Below are 15,665 nucleotides of genomic sequence, written 5' to 3'. Positions count from 1 at the left end.
GATGGACACCGAAGCACAGCACACGGAGCGCGACCGCTCCTCCAGCCCCGAACCAGAGGCCGCGGAGGACCGGTCGCGTTTCGCGTTGGCGGCACGCGCCACCGAGCGGGTCACCGACTGGCTGCCGGGTGGCTGGATCACCCTCACGCTCTTCGCCTGCCTGGCGTTTTTGCTCGTCCTCAACACTTTCGTGGCGCAACCATTCCAGATTCCCAGCGGATCCATGGAACAGGGATTGAGGATCGGGGACCGCGTTCTCGTAAATAAGTTGGCGTACCGTTTCGGTGCCGGGCCGCGCCGGGGAGATGTCGTGGTGTTCGACGGCTCCGGATACTTCGGGGACGCCGACTACATCAAACGCGTCGTCGGTGTGGGAGGAGACCATGTGGTCTGCTGCGACGAGAAGGGGAGGATCGAAGTGAACGGCCGGCCGGTCGACGAGACCTCGTTCCTCTATCCGGGGGACACCCCCTCCACCGTGCCCTTCAACGTCGACGTCCCCGACGGCACGCTCTTCGTGCTCGGCGACCACCGCAGCGACTCCAGCGACTCCCGCGACCACCTCGGCTCGCCCGGTGGCGGCATGATCCCCGTCGGCAGGGTCGTCGGCCGGGCCGACTGGATCGTCTGGCCGTACGCTCACTGGACCCGTCTCACCCGTCCCGCCGCCTACGCGCGCGTGCCGGCCGACGGAGCGTCCCATGGGTAACCGCGGCCGACCGCGCGGCGTGCCGGTCGACGCCACCGCCAACCTGCTGCCTACCGGGGCCCGGCGCGCCTCGGGACCGTCCGGCGGCCGGTCCCGCGCGGAGCGGCGCAAACTGCAGCGCAAGGTCAAGCGCAAGCGACGGCGCAGTGCGGTGCGCGAGATACCGCTGCTGGTCGGCGTGGCCGTCCTGATAGCCCTCGTGCTGAAGACGTTCCTCGTCCAGGCCTTCGTGATCCCGTCCGGCTCCATGGAACAGACGATCCGGATCGGCGACCGCGTCCTGGTGGACAAGTTCACCCCGTGGTTCGGGTGGCAGCCGCACCGCGGGGACGTCGTCGTCTTCCACGACCCGGGCGGCTGGCTGAAGGACGAGCAGACCACCAAGGCGAACGACCCGGTCGGGGTCAAGCAGGTCAAGGAAGGGCTCACCTTCATCGGCCTGCTGCCCTCCGCCAACGAGAAGGACCTCATCAAGCGGGTCATCGGTGTCGGCGGCGACCACGTCAAGTGCTGTGACGCACAGGGCCGGGTGACCGTCAACGGCGTACCGCTGACCGAGGGCGACTACCTGTATCCAGGGAACGTCCCCTCCGCTCAGCCGTTCGACATCACCGTGCCGAAGGGGCGGTTGTGGGTGATGGGCGACCACCGCGGCAACTCCGCCGACTCCCGCGCCCACCAGGACACCGACTACGGCGGCACGGTGGCCGTGACCTCGGTGGTGGGCCGCGCCATGATGATCGGCTGGCCCATCGGCCACTGGACCAAGCTCGACGAACCTAAAACCTTCGCAAGCGTTTCTGACTCCGGGTCGGGGTCGACCGCGGCCCCCCGGCTGTCGCATAGGGTTGCCTCCGACGATCCGAACGGATACATCCAACTCCCGACCCCTGCGGAACTCCCGCTCGTTATGGGAGTGGTGGGCCTGCGCCGGGGATGGCGCAGGCGGCGGCACGGAGTAAGGAGTTGGCGTGGGGGATGTGGCGGTAGGCGCACGGTCGGGACACGACGGCGAGGAGCACAGCGGGCGCCCCGTGGAGAATGTCCCCCCCGCAGACGGCGCCTTGACCTCCGGGAACGGTTCCGGGCCCGGAGGAGACGGCACCCCGGCGGACGGTCCGTACTCCGGCGGTGGCGGCTCGGGCACGGACGGGGACCCGGGCGATCCGGCGGCGCCCGCACCCAAGAAACCACGCTCCTTCTGGAAGGAGCTGCCGATCCTCGTCGTCATCGCGCTGGTGCTGGCGCTACTGATCAAGACGTTCCTGGTGCAGGCGTTCTCGATCCCGTCGGACTCGATGCAGAACACCCTCCAGCAGGGTGACCGAGTCCTGGTCGACAAGCTCACCCCGTGGTTCGGCTCCAAGCCGGAGCGCGGCGAGGTCGTCGTCTTCCACGACCCGGACGACTGGCTGGCGGGCGAGCCCACCGCCCAGCCGAACGCGATCCAGACCTTCCTCAGCTGGATCGGCCTGATGCCGTCGGCCGAGGAGCGGGACCTGATCAAGCGCGTCATCGGTGTCGGCGGCGACACTGTTTCCTGCAAGGGCAGCGGCCCGCTCATGGTCAACGGCCATGCGCTGAGCGAGCCTTATGTGTACCCGGGCAACACGCCGTGCAGCGTCGACGACCAGGGCGGCCAGTTCACGGTGCACGTGCCCAAGGGGTACATCTGGGTGATGGGCGACCACCGCCAGAACTCCCGCGACTCCCGCTACAACCAGTCCGACAAGCACCACGGCATGGTCCCGGTGAAGGACGTCGTCGGCCGTGCCATCGTCAAGGCCTGGCCGATCAACCGCTGGGGCACGCTGCCGATCCCGGACACCTTCGACCAGAGCGGCATCAACACGCAGTCGTCCGCCGCGGGCTCCCTCACGGTGGCGCCGCAGGGCGCGGCCGTCGCGGCCGTCCTCCCGGTCGCGGTGTGGCGCCGCCGCCGGGGTGAGCGCATCGAGCAGAAGTTCGACAAGCCCGTGGCCGCGGGCAAGCGCTGACCTAAGTCCCGCAAGGCCCGTGCCGACCGTCCCGTGTGAAGCCCTTGGGGAGCTTGTGACCAGGGGCGCCGAAGAAGGGCTGCCCCTGCCCGGTACCGCCGGGTAGGGTGCGGCCTCATGGGCGACAGCACGATACGTACGGCTCCGCGCGACGGCGCAGGCACCAGCACGAGCGCGGCGCAGGCCGGCAGCAGGCTCGGACAGCGGCTCTCCGGGATCGCCGTCGCCCTGGGCATCGTGCTGTTCCTCGGAGGATTCGGCTGGGCGGCGGTCGTCTACCGGCCGTACACCGTGCCCACCACGTCGATGACGCCGACGATCGACGCAGGGGACCGGGTCCTCGGCCAGCGCATCGACGGCAGCGAGGTGCGCCGGGGCGACGTCGTCGTCTTCAAGGACAAGAGCTGGGTCACCAACGCGGACGTGGTCAAGCGTGTGGTCGCGGTGGGCGGGGACACGGTGGCCTGCTGCACGAACGGCAAGCTGACGGTCAACGGCAAGCAGATCCAGGAGCCGTATCTGCCGGCGGGCACCCAGGCCGAGCTCCAGGGCTTCCCCACCGTGACCGTTCCCCAGGGCCGGCTCTTCCTCCTCGGTGACGAGCGTCAGGGCTCCCTGGACTCCACCGCGCACCTCACGGACGCCGCAAAGGGCACGGTCGCCCGCGGCGCCGTGACCGCCCGGGTGGACGCCGTGATCTGGCCGATGAAGGGCCTCCTCAAGCGCCCGACCGGCTTCGAGACCCTCGGTGCGCTCTCCCAGCCCGGTCCGTTGCGGGTCATCGAGTTCTTGATCGTGGCCGGTGGCGTGCTGGTCCTCGCCGGCGGCGCCTACGGCCCGGTCGCGAACCTGCTGGGCCGCTCCCGCGGCCGCACCCGGACGGAGCCCGCCGGTGCCCGCTGAGGCGCTGCCCGAGGCGCCCGAGGGCGGCCTGCGCAAGGTGGCCCGGGTGGTCCTGCTCGACCCCGAGGACCGCATCCTGCTCCTGCACGGCCACGAGCCCGACGACCCGGCCGACGACTGGTGGTTCACGCCCGGCGGCGGCTTGGAGGGCGACGAGACCCGTGAGCAGGCCGCTCTGCGGGAACTCGCCGAGGAGACCGGCATCACCGACGTCGAGCTCGGCCCGGTGCTGTGGCGCCGGACGTGCTCCTTCCCGTTCGCGGGTCGCCGCTGGGACCAGGACGAGTGGTACTACCTGGCCCGCACGACGCAGACCGCCACCGCGGCCACCGCCCTCACCGAACTGGAGCGGCGCAGTGTGGCCGGAGCACGTTGGTGGACGTGCCAGGAACTGACCCGGGCACATGAGACGGTGTATCCGACCAGACTCGCCGAGCTGTTCCGTAGGCTGCTCGACGAAGGTCCCCCCGCCGGGCCCGTCACCCTTGACACGGAAATCGTCTAGGGGCGCGCGGGACTGGCGCACAATGGTGGGATCGCACGGCTGAAGGGGAACATGCCATGAGCGCCGAGGACCTCGAAAAGTACGAGACCGAGATGGAGCTGAAGCTCTACCGGGAGTACCGCGATGTCGTCGGTCTGTTCAAATACGTGATCGAGACCGAGCGGCGCTTCTACCTCACCAACGACTACGAGATGCAGGTGCACTCGGTCCAGGGCGAGGTGTTCTTCGAGGTGTCCATGGCGGACGCCTGGGTCTGGGACATGTACCGGCCGGCCCGTTTCGTGAAGCAGGTCCGCGTCCTGACGTTCAAGGACGTGAACATCGAGGAACTGAACAAGACCGATCTGGAACTTCCGGGCGGCTGAGGCGGCCCGTACGGGTGACGGAGTTGTCCACAACCGCTGAGTAACTCACCAAGATCAACTTCTTGGCGGGAGATGCCTGACCGTTGGCGCCGGAGGTGGTGCCGACATGAACACGGATCAGGCACGCACGGATCAGGCACGCACGGATCAGGCACGCACGGATCAGGCACGCACGAATCGGGCACGCAGCGCACTCGGCAGGTACGGCGAGACGCTGGCCGCACGGCGGCTGGCCGAGGCCGGTCTGACGGTCCTGGAGCGCAACTGGCGCTGCGGCAGGACAGGCGAGATCGACATCGTGGCGCGGGACGGCGACGTCCTGGTCGTCTGCGAGGTCAAGACCCGGCGGGCGGGCGTCTTCGAGCACCCCATGGCCGCGGTCTCCCCGGAGAAGGCGCGGCGCCTGCGCGGCCTCGCCGAGCACTGGGTCCACGCCCACGGCGGGGCACCGCCGGGCGGCGTCCGCATCGACGTGGTCGGCGTGCTGCTGCCGCGGCGCGGGGCGCCGGTGGTCGAGCACGTCCGGGGGGTGGCGTGAGATGGGGTTCGCGCGGACCTGCTCGGTGGCGCTGGTGGGCGTCGAGGGCGTGGTGGTGGAGGTCCAGGCCGACCTGGAGCCCGGGGTGGCGGCCTTCACCCTGGTGGGGCTGCCGGACAAGAGCCTGACGGAGAGCCGGGACCGGGTCCGGGCGGCGGTGGTGAACTCGGGCGCCTCGTGGCCGTCGAAGAAGCTCACCGTCGGGCTGAGCCCGGCATCCGTGCCGAAGAGCGGCAGCGGCTTCGACCTCGCGGTGGCCGCGGCCGTGCTCGGGGCGGCCGAGCGGATCGATCCCCGGGTGCTCGCCGAGATCGTGATGATCGGGGAACTGGGCCTGGACGGCAGCGTCCGGCCGGTCCGGGGCATCCTGCCCGCCGTGCTGGCCGCCGCCGACGCCGGGTACGAGCAGGTGGTCGTGCCGGAGAACGCGGTGCCGGAGGCTTCGCTGGTGCCCGGGGTGTCCGTGCTGGGCATCCGCAGCCTGCGCCAGCTGATCGCGGTCCTCACCGACGAACCGGTCCCCGACGAGGAGCCCGTCCCCGGCGAGATCCGCCCCGACCCGTTTCTCGCCGGGCTCGCGCTGCCCGGCATGGGACTCGGTACCGGCGCGGCCACCGGCGACCACGCGCCCGACCTCGCGGACGTCGCCGGCCAGCACGTCGCCCGGGCCGCCCTGGAGGTGGCCGCGGCCGGGCGCCACCACGTCTTCTTCAAGGGCCCGCCCGGTGCAGGCAAGACCATGCTGGCCGAGCGGCTGCCGGGACTGCTGCCCGAGCTGGGCCGCCAGGAGTCGCTGGAGGTCACCGCCGTCCACTCGGTCGCCGGCATGCTGCCCCCCGGCCACCCCCTGGTCGACCGGCCGCCCTACTGCGCCCCGCACCACTCGGCCACCATGGCCTCCCTGATCGGCGGCGGAACCGGCCTGCCACGCCCCGGAGCGGTCTGCCTGGCCCACCACGGCGTGCTCTTCCTGGACGAGGCCGCGGAGTTCCACAGCAGCGTCCTGGACGCCCTGCGCCAGCCCCTGGAGTCGGGGCACGTCGTCATCGCCAGGGCCGCCGGGATACTGCGGATGCCCGCGAGGTTCCTCATGGTCCTGGCCGCCAACCCCTGCCCCTGCGGCCGCCACGGCACCCCCGGCGACGTCTGCGAGTGCCGGCCCTCCTCGATCAAGCGGTACCGGGCCCGGCTCTCCGGCCCTCTGATGGACCGCGTGGACCTCAGGGTGAACGTCGAACCGGTCGCCCGGGAGGAACTGCTGCGGCTCCACACCGGCGCCGAGCCCTCCGCCGCCGTGGCCGACCGGGTGCGCACGGCCCGCGAGCGCGCCGCCCGCCGCTACGAGGGGCTGCCCTGGCGCACCAATAGCGAGGTCCCCGGCCATGAACTCCGCACCCGCTGGCAGGTCCAGCCGGGGGCGCTGCTCAAGGCCGAGCTGGACCTCGACCGGGGCCTGCTCACCGCCCGCGGACTGGACCGGGTGCTCCGGGTCGCCTGGACCCTCGCCGACCTGGCGGGCCGCGGCCGCCCCTCGGCCAACGACGTCAACCTGGCCCTGGAGCTGCGCACCGGCGTCCGGCGCGGGGCGGTCCTGGAAGGGATCGCCCCATGAGCGACACCGGAGTGCTCGACCGGGTCTTCCTGGCCCGGGTGGCCGAGCCCGGCGACGAGACCGCCGGGCGGTGGGTGCGGGAACGGGGCGTGCACGAGGTGGCGGCCCGGCTGCGCGAGGGCGGGCAGCCCCTGCCCGGTGCCGGCGCCAAGCGGTGGGCGGGTCTGCTGGCCCGCGCGGCACAGGCCGACCCCCGCGCGGACCTCGCCGCCGCACGGGAGGCGGGCGCGCGGTTCGTGTGCCCCGGCGACACCGAGTGGCCGACACAGCTCGACGACCTGGGCGACGGCCGCCCCCTCGGCCTGTGGGTGCGCGGCCTGCCCAGCCTGCGGATGTGGGCGCTGCGGGCCGTCGCCCTCGTCGGGGCCCGCGCCTGCACCGAGTACGGCGCCCACATGGCGGCCGTCCTCGCCGCGGGACTCGCCGAGCGCGGCTGGGTGGTGGTGTCCGGTGGCGCCTACGGGGTCGACGGCGCCGCCCACCGCGGAGCCCTCGGCGCCGGCGGGGCCACCGTCGCCGTGCTGGCCTGCGGGGTCGACCGGCCCTACCCCCGGGGCCACACCGAGCTGATCAACAGGATCGCCGAACAGGGACTGGTGGTGGGGGAGTTGCCGCCGGGCGAGCACCCGACGCCGAGCCGGTTCGTGCTCCGCAACCGGGTCATCGCCGCGCTCACCCGGGGCACCGTCGTCGTGGAGGCCGCCCACCGCAGCGGCTCGCTGGTCACGGCGCGGGCGGCACAGCGGCTCGGCCGGTTCACCATGGGCGTGCCAGGTCCGGCCACCAGTGGCCTCTCGGCCGGGGTGCACGAACTGCTCCGCGGGGAGGCGGCGCTGGTCACCGACGCCGCGGAGGTCGTCGAGCTGGTGGGCGACATGGGCGAGCTGGCCCCGGCCAGACGCGGCCCCGTCCTCCCACGTGACCTGCTGGAACCCGCCGCCCGGCAGGTCCTGGCCGCCCTGCCCGGCAACCGGGCCGCCTCACCCGAAGAGGTGGCACGCGGCGCGCAGACGTCCGAGGACGAGGCCGTCGCGAGACTGTACGAACTCCGAGCACTTGGTTACGTCGAACGACACGGCGACGGCTGGAAGTTGACACGCCAGGCGATGATCTCGGTCCGGGCCGGTCGGAGCCGGTGTTGACCGAGCGTGTTCGGCCGTCCGGGGGAACCCCCGACGCCCTTGGGAATTCCCGGAGTTGACGCTTTCGGCCGATCACGCAGAGCGACGTACGGGGCGTGGTGGAGCGCGCCGTACAGGGGGTTCGCGCGGGGGTGGAGCCGCTCTGTTCGCGCACCGCGACTCCTCAGTCACGCTACGCTCACGAAAGGCCTGGCGCAGACCGTGCCAACCGGCACGAGACCGACACCTCGCCCAACCATTGCTCTTCACCCCCCCCGTCCACCCCGCGCCACGGCACGACACAGCACTTCCTGGCACTTCACGGCAGAACGGCACAAGGCGACGAATGCCCCAGCACACCTCCGGGTCCGACCGGGCGGCGATCCCCCCAGCCGCCCGCGACGGTGGCAGCGTGCGGCCGCCCGCTCCCTCGACGCTCGACGAGCTGTGGCGGTCGTACAAGGCGACGGGGGACGACCGGTTGCGGGAACAGCTGATCCTGCACTACTCGCCGCTGGTCAAGTACGTGGCCGGGCGGGTGAGCGTGGGCCTGCCGCCCAACGTGGAGCAGGCCGACTTCGTCTCCTCCGGGGTGTTCGGGCTCATCGACGCGATCGAGAAGTTCGACGTCGACCGGGAGATCAAGTTCGAGACGTACGCGATCACCCGGATCCGGGGGGCGATGATCGACGAGCTGCGGGCGCTGGACTGGATCCCGCGCTCGGTCCGGCAGAAGGCGCGGAACGTGGAGCGGGCCTACGCCACCCTGGAGGCACGGCTGCGGCGCACACCCTCTGAGGGCGAGGTGGCCGCCGAGCTGGGCATCGAGGTGGACGAGCTGCACGCCGTCTTCAGTCAGCTGTCGCTGGCCAACGTGGTGGCGCTGGAGGAACTGCTGCACGTCGGGGGCGAGGGCGGCGACGGCCTCAGCGTCATGGACACGCTGGAGGACACCGCCGCGGACAACCCCGTCGAGGTGGCCGAGGACCGGGAGCTGCGGCGGTTCCTGGCGCGGGCCATCAACACGCTGCCGGAGCGGGAGAAGACCGTGGTGACCCTCTACTACTACGAGGGGCTGACCCTCGCGGAGATCGGGAACGTGCTCGGGGTCACCGAGAGCCGGGTGAGTCAGATCCACACCAAATCGGTGCTGCAGCTACGGGCGAAGCTGGCGAGTTTCGGCCGCTGAGCCGCGGTTTCCGGCGCCTGGGCGGCGGCCGGGCGCCCGGTCTTCCGGTCGTGCTGCCTCCCGTCCGGCCCGGTGCGTCCGTAAAGTGGTCGACGTGCCAAGGATTCGAGCGGCCTCCGTGGCCGAGCACCGGTCGATGCAGCGAGCCGCCCTGCTGGACGCGGCGCGGTCCCTCCTGTCCGAGGGCGGGACGGAGGCGCTGACCTTCCCCGCGCTCGCCGAGCGCACGGGGCTGGCCCGGTCGTCCGTCTACGAGTACTTCCGCTCCCGGGCCGCCGTGGTCGAGGAGCTGTGCGAGGCCGACTTCCCGGTGTGGGCGGCGGAGGTCGCGGCGGTGATGGAGCGGGCGGGTTCCGCCGAGGGCAAGGTCGAGGCCTACGTGCGGCAGCAGCTCGCCCTGGTCGGGGACCGGCGGCACCGGGCGGTGGTCGCGATCTCGGCGAGCGAACTGGACGCGGGGGCCCGCGAGAAGATCCGGGCCGCGCACGGCGGGCTGGTCGCGATGATCGTGGAGGCACTGGGGGAGCTGGGGCACGAGCAGCCCCGACTGGCGGCGATGCTGCTGCAGGGGGTCGTGGACGCCGCGGTACGGCGGATCGAGCTGGGGGCGGCGGAGGACCCGGTCGTGATCACCGAGGCGGCTGTGGCCATGGCGCTGCGGGGTGTGCAGGGCTGAGGTCAGCGGGCGCTGGGGCCGGGGGCGCGGAGCGCCCATCGGCGCTGGCGTTACCCCGGGCCGAAGGCTGGGGGAGGAACTGCGCGATCAGCCCCACGCACCGACGGCCGCGCGAATGTCCGCGATCACCCCTCCGGCAGCGGCACCCCCAAGACCGGCAACAACCTCGACGGCCCCGCGTTCACCAACCAGGGCGGCAACAGCTGCACCGGGTCCAGATACGCGTCACCCCTGAGCAGTCCCCAGTGGACACACGGCCGAGCACCGCAGTGCGCGCCGCCCGGCTCCACCGTGCCCACCACCTCCCCCGCCGCCACCTCCTGCCCCTTCTCCACAGTGGCCGTCACCGGCTCGTAGGTCGTGCGCAGGTCCGTCCCCGTCAGAGCCACCGACACCACGCCCCGCCCCGCCACCCGCCCCGCGTAGGAGACCCGGCCCGCCGCCACCGCCCGTACCGGCGCACCGGGGGCCGCGCCCAGGTCGACCCCGCGGTGCCCCGGGCCGTACACCGTCGCCGGAGGTTCCCAGCCGCGCAGCACCGGTGGCCGTACCCCCACCGGCCAGGCACGGCCGACCGCCGGCACCGGCGGCCCGGCAGGCGGCGGCGGACCCTCCGCCCCACCCCTGGCCCCGGCCGAGGCCGCTCCCAGGGCCAGCGGCAACGCCGTCACCGCCCACATCCACCGCATCGCGCGTCGCATGACCAACATGGCCAAACGGTCCCGCACCCACACCGATCATGGCCGGTACCTGTGGATTACTCCCGAGTTGTGGAGACCGGCGTCACCCGGCACCTCCCCGGTCCCGTACACTTCCTTTGGCGATCCGGGTCACCGGGTCGACTTCGCACGCCCCGACACCTGGCCCACATCCGCAGGTGTCAGCGCTTCTCGGTCCTTCGTGGCACAGCGCACACGGGCGTCAGGCGCGGGAGCCGTCCGGCCCCCGCGGTACAACCGAGAAATTCAAGGAGATACGGCCATGGCCGTCGTCACGATGCGGGAGCTGCTGGAGAGCGGCGTCCACTTCGGTCACCAGACCCGTCGCTGGAACCCGAAGATGAAGCGCTTCATCTTCACCGAGCGCAACGGCATCTACATCATCGACCTGCTCCAGTCGCTGTCGTACATCGACCGCGCCTACGAGTTCGTCAAGGAGACCGTCGCCCACGGCGGCACGGTCATGTTCGTCGGCACGAAGAAGCAGGCGCAGGAGGCCATCGCCGAGCAGGCCACCCGCGTCGGCATGCCCTACGTCAACCAGCGCTGGCTGGGCGGCATGCTCACCAACTTCTCGACCGTCTACAAGCGTCTGCAGCGCCTCAAGGAGCTCGAGCAGATCGACTTCGAGGACGTCGCCGCGTCCGGTCTGACCAAGAAGGAGCTTCTCGTGCTCTCGCGCGAGAAGGCCAAGCTGGAGAAGACCCTCGGCGGTATCCGCGAGATGCAGAAGGTGCCCAGCGCCGTCTGGATCGTGGACACCAAGAAGGAGCACATCGCGGTCGGCGAGGCCCGGAAGCTCAACATCCCGGTCGTCGCGATCCTCGACACCAACTGCGACCCCGACGAGGTCGACTACAAGATCCCGGGCAACGACGACGCGATCCGCTCCGTCACCCTGCTCACCCGCGTGATCGCCGACGCCGTCGCCGAGGGCCTCATCAGCCGCTCGCGCGTCGCCACCGGCGACAAGGGTGAGAAGGCCGCCGGCGAGCCGCTCGCCGAGTGGGAGCGCGACCTGCTCGAGGGCGAGAAGAAGGCGGACGACGCCGAGGTCCAGACCTCCGCCGAGACCGAGAAGGTCGCCGACGCCGAGCAGGCCGAGGCTCCGGCCGCCGCCGAGGCCGCTGCCGAGGCTCCGGCCGCCGCCGAGGCTCCGGCCGCGGACGCCGAGCAGGCCTGACCCGTCAGCGTTGACGGCGGGGGCGGCGACACCCCGTACGCCCCCGCCGTTCACCCACAGATTCGCGCCCCACATCTACGTGTGGTTCGTGGATCGGGCAGATCTCCCGACTTCGAGAAAGACTTAACGACTCATGGCGAACTACACCGCCGCTGACGTCAAGAAGCTCCGCGAGCTCACCGGCGCCGGCATGATGGACTGCAAGAAGGCCCTGGACGAGGCCGAGGGCGACGTCGACAAGGCTGTCGAGGCGCTCCGCATCAAGGGCCAGAAGGGCGTCGCCAAGCGCGAGGGCCGCTCCGCCGAGAACGGCGCCGTGGTCTCGATCATCGCCGACGACAACTCCTCCGGCGTCCTCGTCGAGCTGAAGTGCGAGACGGACTTCGTCGCCAAGGGTGACAAGTTCCAGGCCGTCGCCAACACCATCGCCGAGCACGTCGCCAAGACCGCCCCGGCGGACCTGGAGGCCCTGCTCGCCTCCGAGATCGAGCCCGGCAAGACCGTCCAGGCGTACGTCGACGAGGCCAACGCCAACCTCGGCGAGAAGATCGTCCTGGACCGCTTCGCGCAGTACGCCGACGGCTACGTGACCGCCTACATGCACCGCACGATGCCCGACCTGCCCCCGCAGATCGGTGTCCTCGTCGAGCTCGACAAGCCGAACGCCGAGATCGCCAAGGGCGTCGCCCAGCACATCGCCGCCTTCGCGCCGAAGTACCTCGCCAAGGAGGACGTGCCGGCCGACGTCGTCGAGACCGAGCGCCGCGTCGCCGAGGAGACCACCCGCGCCGAGGGCAAGCCCGAGGCCGCCCTGCCGAAGATCGTCGAGGGTCGCCTCAACGGCTTCTTCAAGGACGCCACGCTGCTCGGCCAGCCGTACGCACTGGACAACAAGAAGTCGGTCCAGAAGGTCCTGGACGAGGCCGGTGTCACCCTGAAGCGCTTCACGCGCATCAAGGTCGGCATCTGAGTCCGTACCGCGATCGACGCGCGACCCACGGGGAAATCCCGATAGGGTCGGTCGACAGCAGTCGTCCGTACGCACCGCCACACCCACGGGCGTGACGGACGGCGGCAGATCTGACGAGGAGGCCATTGCCGCGCATGGGCAGCGAAAAGCGACCCCACCGGCAATGGCCTTCTTTGTATGTGCACCACGTGAAAGAGGCGGGATCTCCATGACCACCAAGGCCCAGAAGAGCGACGACGGCAAAGTACGCGGCCGGTTTCTGCTGAAGCTGTCCGGAGAGGCCTTCTCCGGTGGCGGCGGCCTGGGCGTGGACCCCGACGTGGTGCACAAGATCGCCCGTGAGATCGCGGCCGTCGTCCGCGACGGCGCCGAGGTCGCCGTCGTCATCGGCGGCGGCAACTTCTTCCGCGGCGCCGAGCTCCAGCAGCGCGGCATGGACCGGGCGCGCTCCGACTACATGGGCATGCTCGGCACCGTCATGAACTGCCTCGCCCTCCAGGACTTCCTGGAGAAGGAGGGCATCGACAGCCGGGTGCAGACCGCGATCACCATGGGGCAGGTCGCCGAGCCGTACATCCCGCTGCGCGCCGTGCGCCACCTGGAGAAGGGCCGCGTGGTCATCTTCGGCGCCGGTATGGGCATGCCGTACTTCTCCACCGACACCACCGCCGCCCAGCGCGCCCTGGAGATCGACGCCGAGGCGCTGCTCATGGGCAAGAACGGTGTGGACGGGGTCTACGACTCCGACCCCAAGACCAACCCCGACGCCGTCAAGTTCGACTCCCTCGGCTACGGCGAGGTCATCACCCGCGAGCTCAAGGTCGCCGACGCCACCGCGATCACGCTCTGCCGCGACAACAAGCTGCCCATCCTGGTGTTCGAGCTGCTCGCGGAGGGCAATATCGCGCGCGCCGTCAAGGGTGAGAAGATCGGCACGCTGGTGGGTGACCAGGGCAGCCGGGACTGACCGGCACCGCCCGACGAACCCTGACCGGGGGATGGACAATGTCCTGCCGGTCGGGAACCGTCGGGGAAAGAAGACGCGACGCAGCCGGCCGCCGCCCCCGGGCGGAACCGCAGCCGGGCCTTACTCAAGACACGCAGGAGCAAGTGGTGATCGAAGAGACCCTCCTCGAAGCCGAGGAGAAGATGGAGAAGGCCGTCGTGGTCGCCAAGGAGGACTTCGCCGCGATCCGCACCGGCCGTGCGCACCCGGCGATGTTCAACAAGATCGTGGCCGACTACTACGGCGCGCCGACGCCGATCAACCAGCTGGCCTCGTTCTCCGTGCCGGAACCGCGCATGGCGGTCGTGACCCCGTTCGACAAGACGGCCCTGCGCAACATCGAGCAGGCGATCCGCGACTCGGACCTGGGCGTCAACCCGAGCAACGACGGCAACATCATCCGGGTGGTGTTCCCGGAGCTCACCGAGGAGCGCCGCCGCGACTACATCAAGGTCGCGAAGGGCAAGGCGGAGGACTCCAAGGTCTCCATCCGCTCCGTCCGCCGCAAGGCCAAGGACGCCATCGACAAGCTGATCAAGGACGGCGAGGTCGGCGAGGACGAGGGCCGCCGCGCCGAGAAGGAGCTCGACGACACCACCGCGAAGTACGTCGCACAGGTGGACGAGCTCCTCAAGCACAAGGAAGCGGAGCTTCTCGAAGTCTGATGAACGACTCATCCTGGGGAGCCTCGCCGCACGCCGGGCCGCAGCCCGGGCAGGCCGGACCGCCGGCCGGGTACTGGGAACCGGCCGATCAGGGCACCGGCCAGGGGTACGACCACGGCTCCGGCCAGGGATACGGCCCCGGCGCCGCCCACGGCTCCGGCGCGGGGTACGGCACGGGCGCGGACCCTGCGCAGGGTCCCGGCCAGGGCTACGGCCTCGGTCCCGCCCACGGCTACGACCTGGGGCACGTCCAGGGAGCCGCCCCGGCGGGTCCCGCGTACGATGCGCAGAACGCGCAGCAGACTCGCCCCATGCCCCTCGTGCCCGACGACGTACCCGCGTACGGCTCGGACCAGGACGGTGACAGGGGGGCCGCTCGGCTGGGCGGTCCCCTGTTCCGAGACGAGACGTTCCGAGACGAGAACCTCCGGGACGAGACGTTCCGCCACGACACACCGTCGGCGCAGCCCCTGCCTCACGCGGCGGCGCCGCAGAATCCGGAGCCCATGCCCGACGCCCCACAGCCGGCGCCCGCGCCGCAGAAGAAGAGCGCGGGACGCGACCTGGGCGCGGCCATAGGAGTCGGCGTCGGACTGGGCGTCGTGATCGTGGCGTCCCTGTTCGTCGTCAAGGCCGTCTTCGTGGGTGTCGTGGCGGTCGCCGTCGTGGTGGGCCTGTGGGAACTGACCAGCCGGCTCCAGGAGCGCAAGGACATCAAGGCGCCGCTGGTCCCGCTGGCGCTGGGCGGCGCCGCGATGGTGGTCGCCGGGTACGCGCGGGGAGCCGAGGGCGCCTGGGTCGCCCTGGCGCTCACCGGCCTCGCGGTCCTCGTCTGGCGGATGACGGAACCGCCGGAGGGCTACCTCAGGGACGTCACGGCGGGTCTCTTCGCGGCGTTCTACGTCCCGTTCCTGGCGACGTTCGTCGCGATGATGCTCACCGCGGAGGACGGCCCGCAACGGGTGCTGACCTTCCTCCTCCTCACGGTGGTCAGCGACACCGGCGCCTACGCGGTCGGCTGGCGCTTCGGCACCCACAAGCTCGCGCCGCGCATCAGCCCCGGCAAGACCCGCGAGGGCCTGGTCGGCGCGGTGCTGTTCGCGATGGTCGCGGGCGCGCTGTGCATGGAGTTCCTGATCGACGACGGCACCTGGTGGCAGGGCCTGCTGCTGGGCCTCGCGGTCGCCGCCAGCGCCACGCTCGGCGACCTCGGCGAGTCCATGATCAAGCGGGACCTGGGCATCAAGGACATGGGCACCCTGCTGCCGGGCCATGGCGGCATCATGGACCGCCTGGACTCACTGCTGCCGACGGCTCCGGTGGTGTGGTTGCTGATGGTGCTGTTCGTCGGAAGCGGGTGACCGGGCCGGACACCGGCTGATCTGCGGAGTCGTCGGCGGTGTGCCGCATGCAGCTGTCGTAGCCGAGCCCCCGTCCTTCGCAGGGCGGGGGCTCGACGGCCATGTCGGCCCCGGATGACGCGGCACACCTCGCACGGTCATTCCGG

At 71.2% G+C, this 15,665-nt stretch carries 16 protein-coding genes and 1 pseudogene; 16 read left to right on the top strand and 1 reads right to left on the bottom strand.

What is annotated here, in order from left to right; all coding sequences use genetic code 11:
• Position 1: 1 nt before the first annotated feature.
• The 11 genes and pseudogenes from lepB (BLW82_RS12385) to BLW82_RS12335 all read left to right on the top strand — a co-directional run bounded on the left by lepB (BLW82_RS12385) (position 2) and on the right by BLW82_RS12335 (position 9,615).
• A complete protein-coding gene (gene lepB / locus BLW82_RS12385; protein ID WP_093498840.1) occupies positions 2–709 on the top strand; it encodes a signal peptidase I in 708 nt (235 codons plus the stop codon).
• Positions 702–1,787: pseudogene (lepB, locus tag BLW82_RS12380) on the top strand (signal peptidase I); the annotation flags it as partial. The gene lepB (BLW82_RS12385) and the pseudogene lepB (BLW82_RS12380), both read left to right, overlap by 8 nt.
• On the top strand, positions 1,681–2,706 hold the full coding sequence (gene lepB, locus BLW82_RS12375) for a signal peptidase I (protein WP_093498839.1): 1,026 nt from the start codon (positions 1,681–1,683) through the stop codon (positions 2,704–2,706). The pseudogene lepB (BLW82_RS12380) and the gene lepB (BLW82_RS12375), both read left to right, overlap by 107 nt.
• A gap of 117 nt (positions 2,707–2,823) precedes the next feature.
• Positions 2,824–3,609 (top strand): signal peptidase I, encoded by a 786-nt coding sequence (gene lepB / locus BLW82_RS12370; RefSeq protein WP_093498838.1) that lies wholly within the window; start codon positions 2,824–2,826, stop codon positions 3,607–3,609.
• Entirely contained in the window at positions 3,599–4,114 is a 516-nt protein-coding gene (locus BLW82_RS12365; RefSeq protein ID WP_093498837.1) for an NUDIX hydrolase, read from the top strand. The genes lepB (BLW82_RS12370) and BLW82_RS12365 overlap by 11 nt, the downstream gene beginning before the upstream one ends.
• Positions 4,115–4,170: 56 nt before the next feature.
• Positions 4,171–4,479 (top strand): DUF2469 domain-containing protein, encoded by a 309-nt coding sequence (locus BLW82_RS12360; protein WP_008745401.1) that lies wholly within the window; start codon positions 4,171–4,173, stop codon positions 4,477–4,479.
• A gap of 76 nt (positions 4,480–4,555) precedes the next feature.
• Positions 4,556–5,017 (top strand): YraN family protein, encoded by a 462-nt coding sequence (locus BLW82_RS12355; protein WP_371131489.1) that lies wholly within the window; start codon positions 4,556–4,558, stop codon positions 5,015–5,017.
• A 1-nt stretch (position 5,018) separates the two neighbouring features.
• Positions 5,019–6,629 (top strand): YifB family Mg chelatase-like AAA ATPase, encoded by a 1,611-nt coding sequence (locus tag BLW82_RS12350; protein WP_093498835.1) that lies wholly within the window; start codon positions 5,019–5,021, stop codon positions 6,627–6,629.
• On the top strand, positions 6,626–7,771 hold the full coding sequence (gene dprA / locus BLW82_RS12345) for a DNA-processing protein DprA (RefSeq protein ID WP_093498834.1): 1,146 nt from the start codon (positions 6,626–6,628) through the stop codon (positions 7,769–7,771). The genes BLW82_RS12350 and dprA overlap by 4 nt, the downstream gene beginning before the upstream one ends.
• Positions 7,772–8,096: 325 nt before the next feature.
• Positions 8,097–8,939, top strand: coding sequence for an RNA polymerase sigma factor WhiG (whiG, locus tag BLW82_RS12340; RefSeq protein ID WP_089098491.1), 843 nt, complete (start codon positions 8,097–8,099; stop codon positions 8,937–8,939).
• A 118-nt stretch (positions 8,940–9,057) separates the two neighbouring features.
• On the top strand, positions 9,058–9,615 hold the full coding sequence (locus tag BLW82_RS12335; protein WP_093498833.1) for a TetR/AcrR family transcriptional regulator: 558 nt from the start codon (positions 9,058–9,060) through the stop codon (positions 9,613–9,615).
• 125 nt (positions 9,616–9,740) lie between these two features.
• On the opposite strand, the gene BLW82_RS12330 is transcribed toward BLW82_RS12335, so the two are convergent.
• Complete coding sequence (locus tag BLW82_RS12330) at positions 9,741–10,325, bottom strand: murein hydrolase activator EnvC family protein (protein WP_256215774.1); 585 nt, start codon at positions 10,323–10,325, stop codon at positions 9,741–9,743.
• Positions 10,326–10,596: 271 nt separating this feature from the next.
• Between BLW82_RS12330 and rpsB the strand changes: the two genes are divergently transcribed.
• From rpsB to BLW82_RS12305, 5 genes are all read left to right on the top strand, one after another.
• Positions 10,597–11,517 (top strand): 30S ribosomal protein S2, encoded by a 921-nt coding sequence (rpsB, locus tag BLW82_RS12325; RefSeq protein ID WP_093498832.1) that lies wholly within the window; start codon positions 10,597–10,599, stop codon positions 11,515–11,517.
• A 133-nt stretch (positions 11,518–11,650) separates the two neighbouring features.
• Positions 11,651–12,487: a translation elongation factor Ts gene (gene tsf, locus BLW82_RS12320; RefSeq protein WP_093498831.1), complete on the top strand. Its 837-nt coding sequence runs from the start codon at positions 11,651–11,653 to the stop codon at positions 12,485–12,487.
• 208 nt (positions 12,488–12,695) lie between these two features.
• Positions 12,696–13,454 carry a UMP kinase gene (pyrH, locus tag BLW82_RS12315; RefSeq protein ID WP_093498830.1) on the top strand — a complete coding sequence of 253 codons (759 nt, stop codon included), beginning with the start codon at positions 12,696–12,698 and terminating at the stop codon, positions 13,452–13,454.
• 146 nt (positions 13,455–13,600) lie between these two features.
• On the top strand, positions 13,601–14,158 hold the full coding sequence (gene frr, locus BLW82_RS12310; protein WP_089098486.1) for a ribosome recycling factor: 558 nt from the start codon (positions 13,601–13,603) through the stop codon (positions 14,156–14,158).
• Positions 14,158–15,519, top strand: a complete 1,362-nt coding sequence (locus tag BLW82_RS12305) for a phosphatidate cytidylyltransferase (RefSeq protein WP_256215773.1) — start codon at positions 14,158–14,160, stop codon at positions 15,517–15,519. The genes frr and BLW82_RS12305 overlap by 1 nt, the downstream gene beginning before the upstream one ends.
• The last annotated feature ends 146 nt before the right edge of the window (positions 15,520–15,665 follow it).

This window comes from Streptomyces sp. Ag109_O5-10, from assembly GCF_900105755.1.
Classification (GTDB): Bacteria; Actinomycetota; Actinomycetes; order Streptomycetales; family Streptomycetaceae; genus Streptomyces.
Note: the sequence above shows the minus strand (reverse complement) of the source record. Positions and strands in the feature narration are given on the sequence as shown.

Excerpts from the sequence above, each read along its gene's own strand:
- lepB (WP_093498840.1), top strand. The coding sequence starts at position 2 with ATGGACACCGAAGCACAGCACACGGAGCGCGACCGCTCCTCCAGCCCC.
- lepB (WP_093498838.1), top strand. The coding sequence starts at position 2,824 with ATGGGCGACAGCACGATACGTACGGCTCCGCGCGACGGCGCAGGCACC.
- BLW82_RS12360 (WP_008745401.1), top strand. The coding sequence starts at position 4,171 with ATGAGCGCCGAGGACCTCGAAAAGTACGAGACCGAGATGGAGCTGAAG.
- BLW82_RS12350 (WP_093498835.1), top strand. The coding sequence starts at position 5,019 with ATGGGGTTCGCGCGGACCTGCTCGGTGGCGCTGGTGGGCGTCGAGGGC.
- dprA (WP_093498834.1), top strand. The coding sequence starts at position 6,626 with ATGAGCGACACCGGAGTGCTCGACCGGGTCTTCCTGGCCCGGGTGGCC.
- whiG (WP_089098491.1), top strand. The coding sequence starts at position 8,097 with ATGCCCCAGCACACCTCCGGGTCCGACCGGGCGGCGATCCCCCCAGCC.
- BLW82_RS12330 (WP_256215774.1), bottom strand. The coding sequence starts at position 10,325 with ATGTTGGTCATGCGACGCGCGATGCGGTGGATGTGGGCGGTGACGGCG.
- rpsB (WP_093498832.1), top strand. The coding sequence starts at position 10,597 with ATGGCCGTCGTCACGATGCGGGAGCTGCTGGAGAGCGGCGTCCACTTC.
- tsf (WP_093498831.1), top strand. The coding sequence starts at position 11,651 with ATGGCGAACTACACCGCCGCTGACGTCAAGAAGCTCCGCGAGCTCACC.
- pyrH (WP_093498830.1), top strand. The coding sequence starts at position 12,696 with ATGACCACCAAGGCCCAGAAGAGCGACGACGGCAAAGTACGCGGCCGG.
- BLW82_RS12305 (WP_256215773.1), top strand. The coding sequence starts at position 14,158 with ATGAACGACTCATCCTGGGGAGCCTCGCCGCACGCCGGGCCGCAGCCC.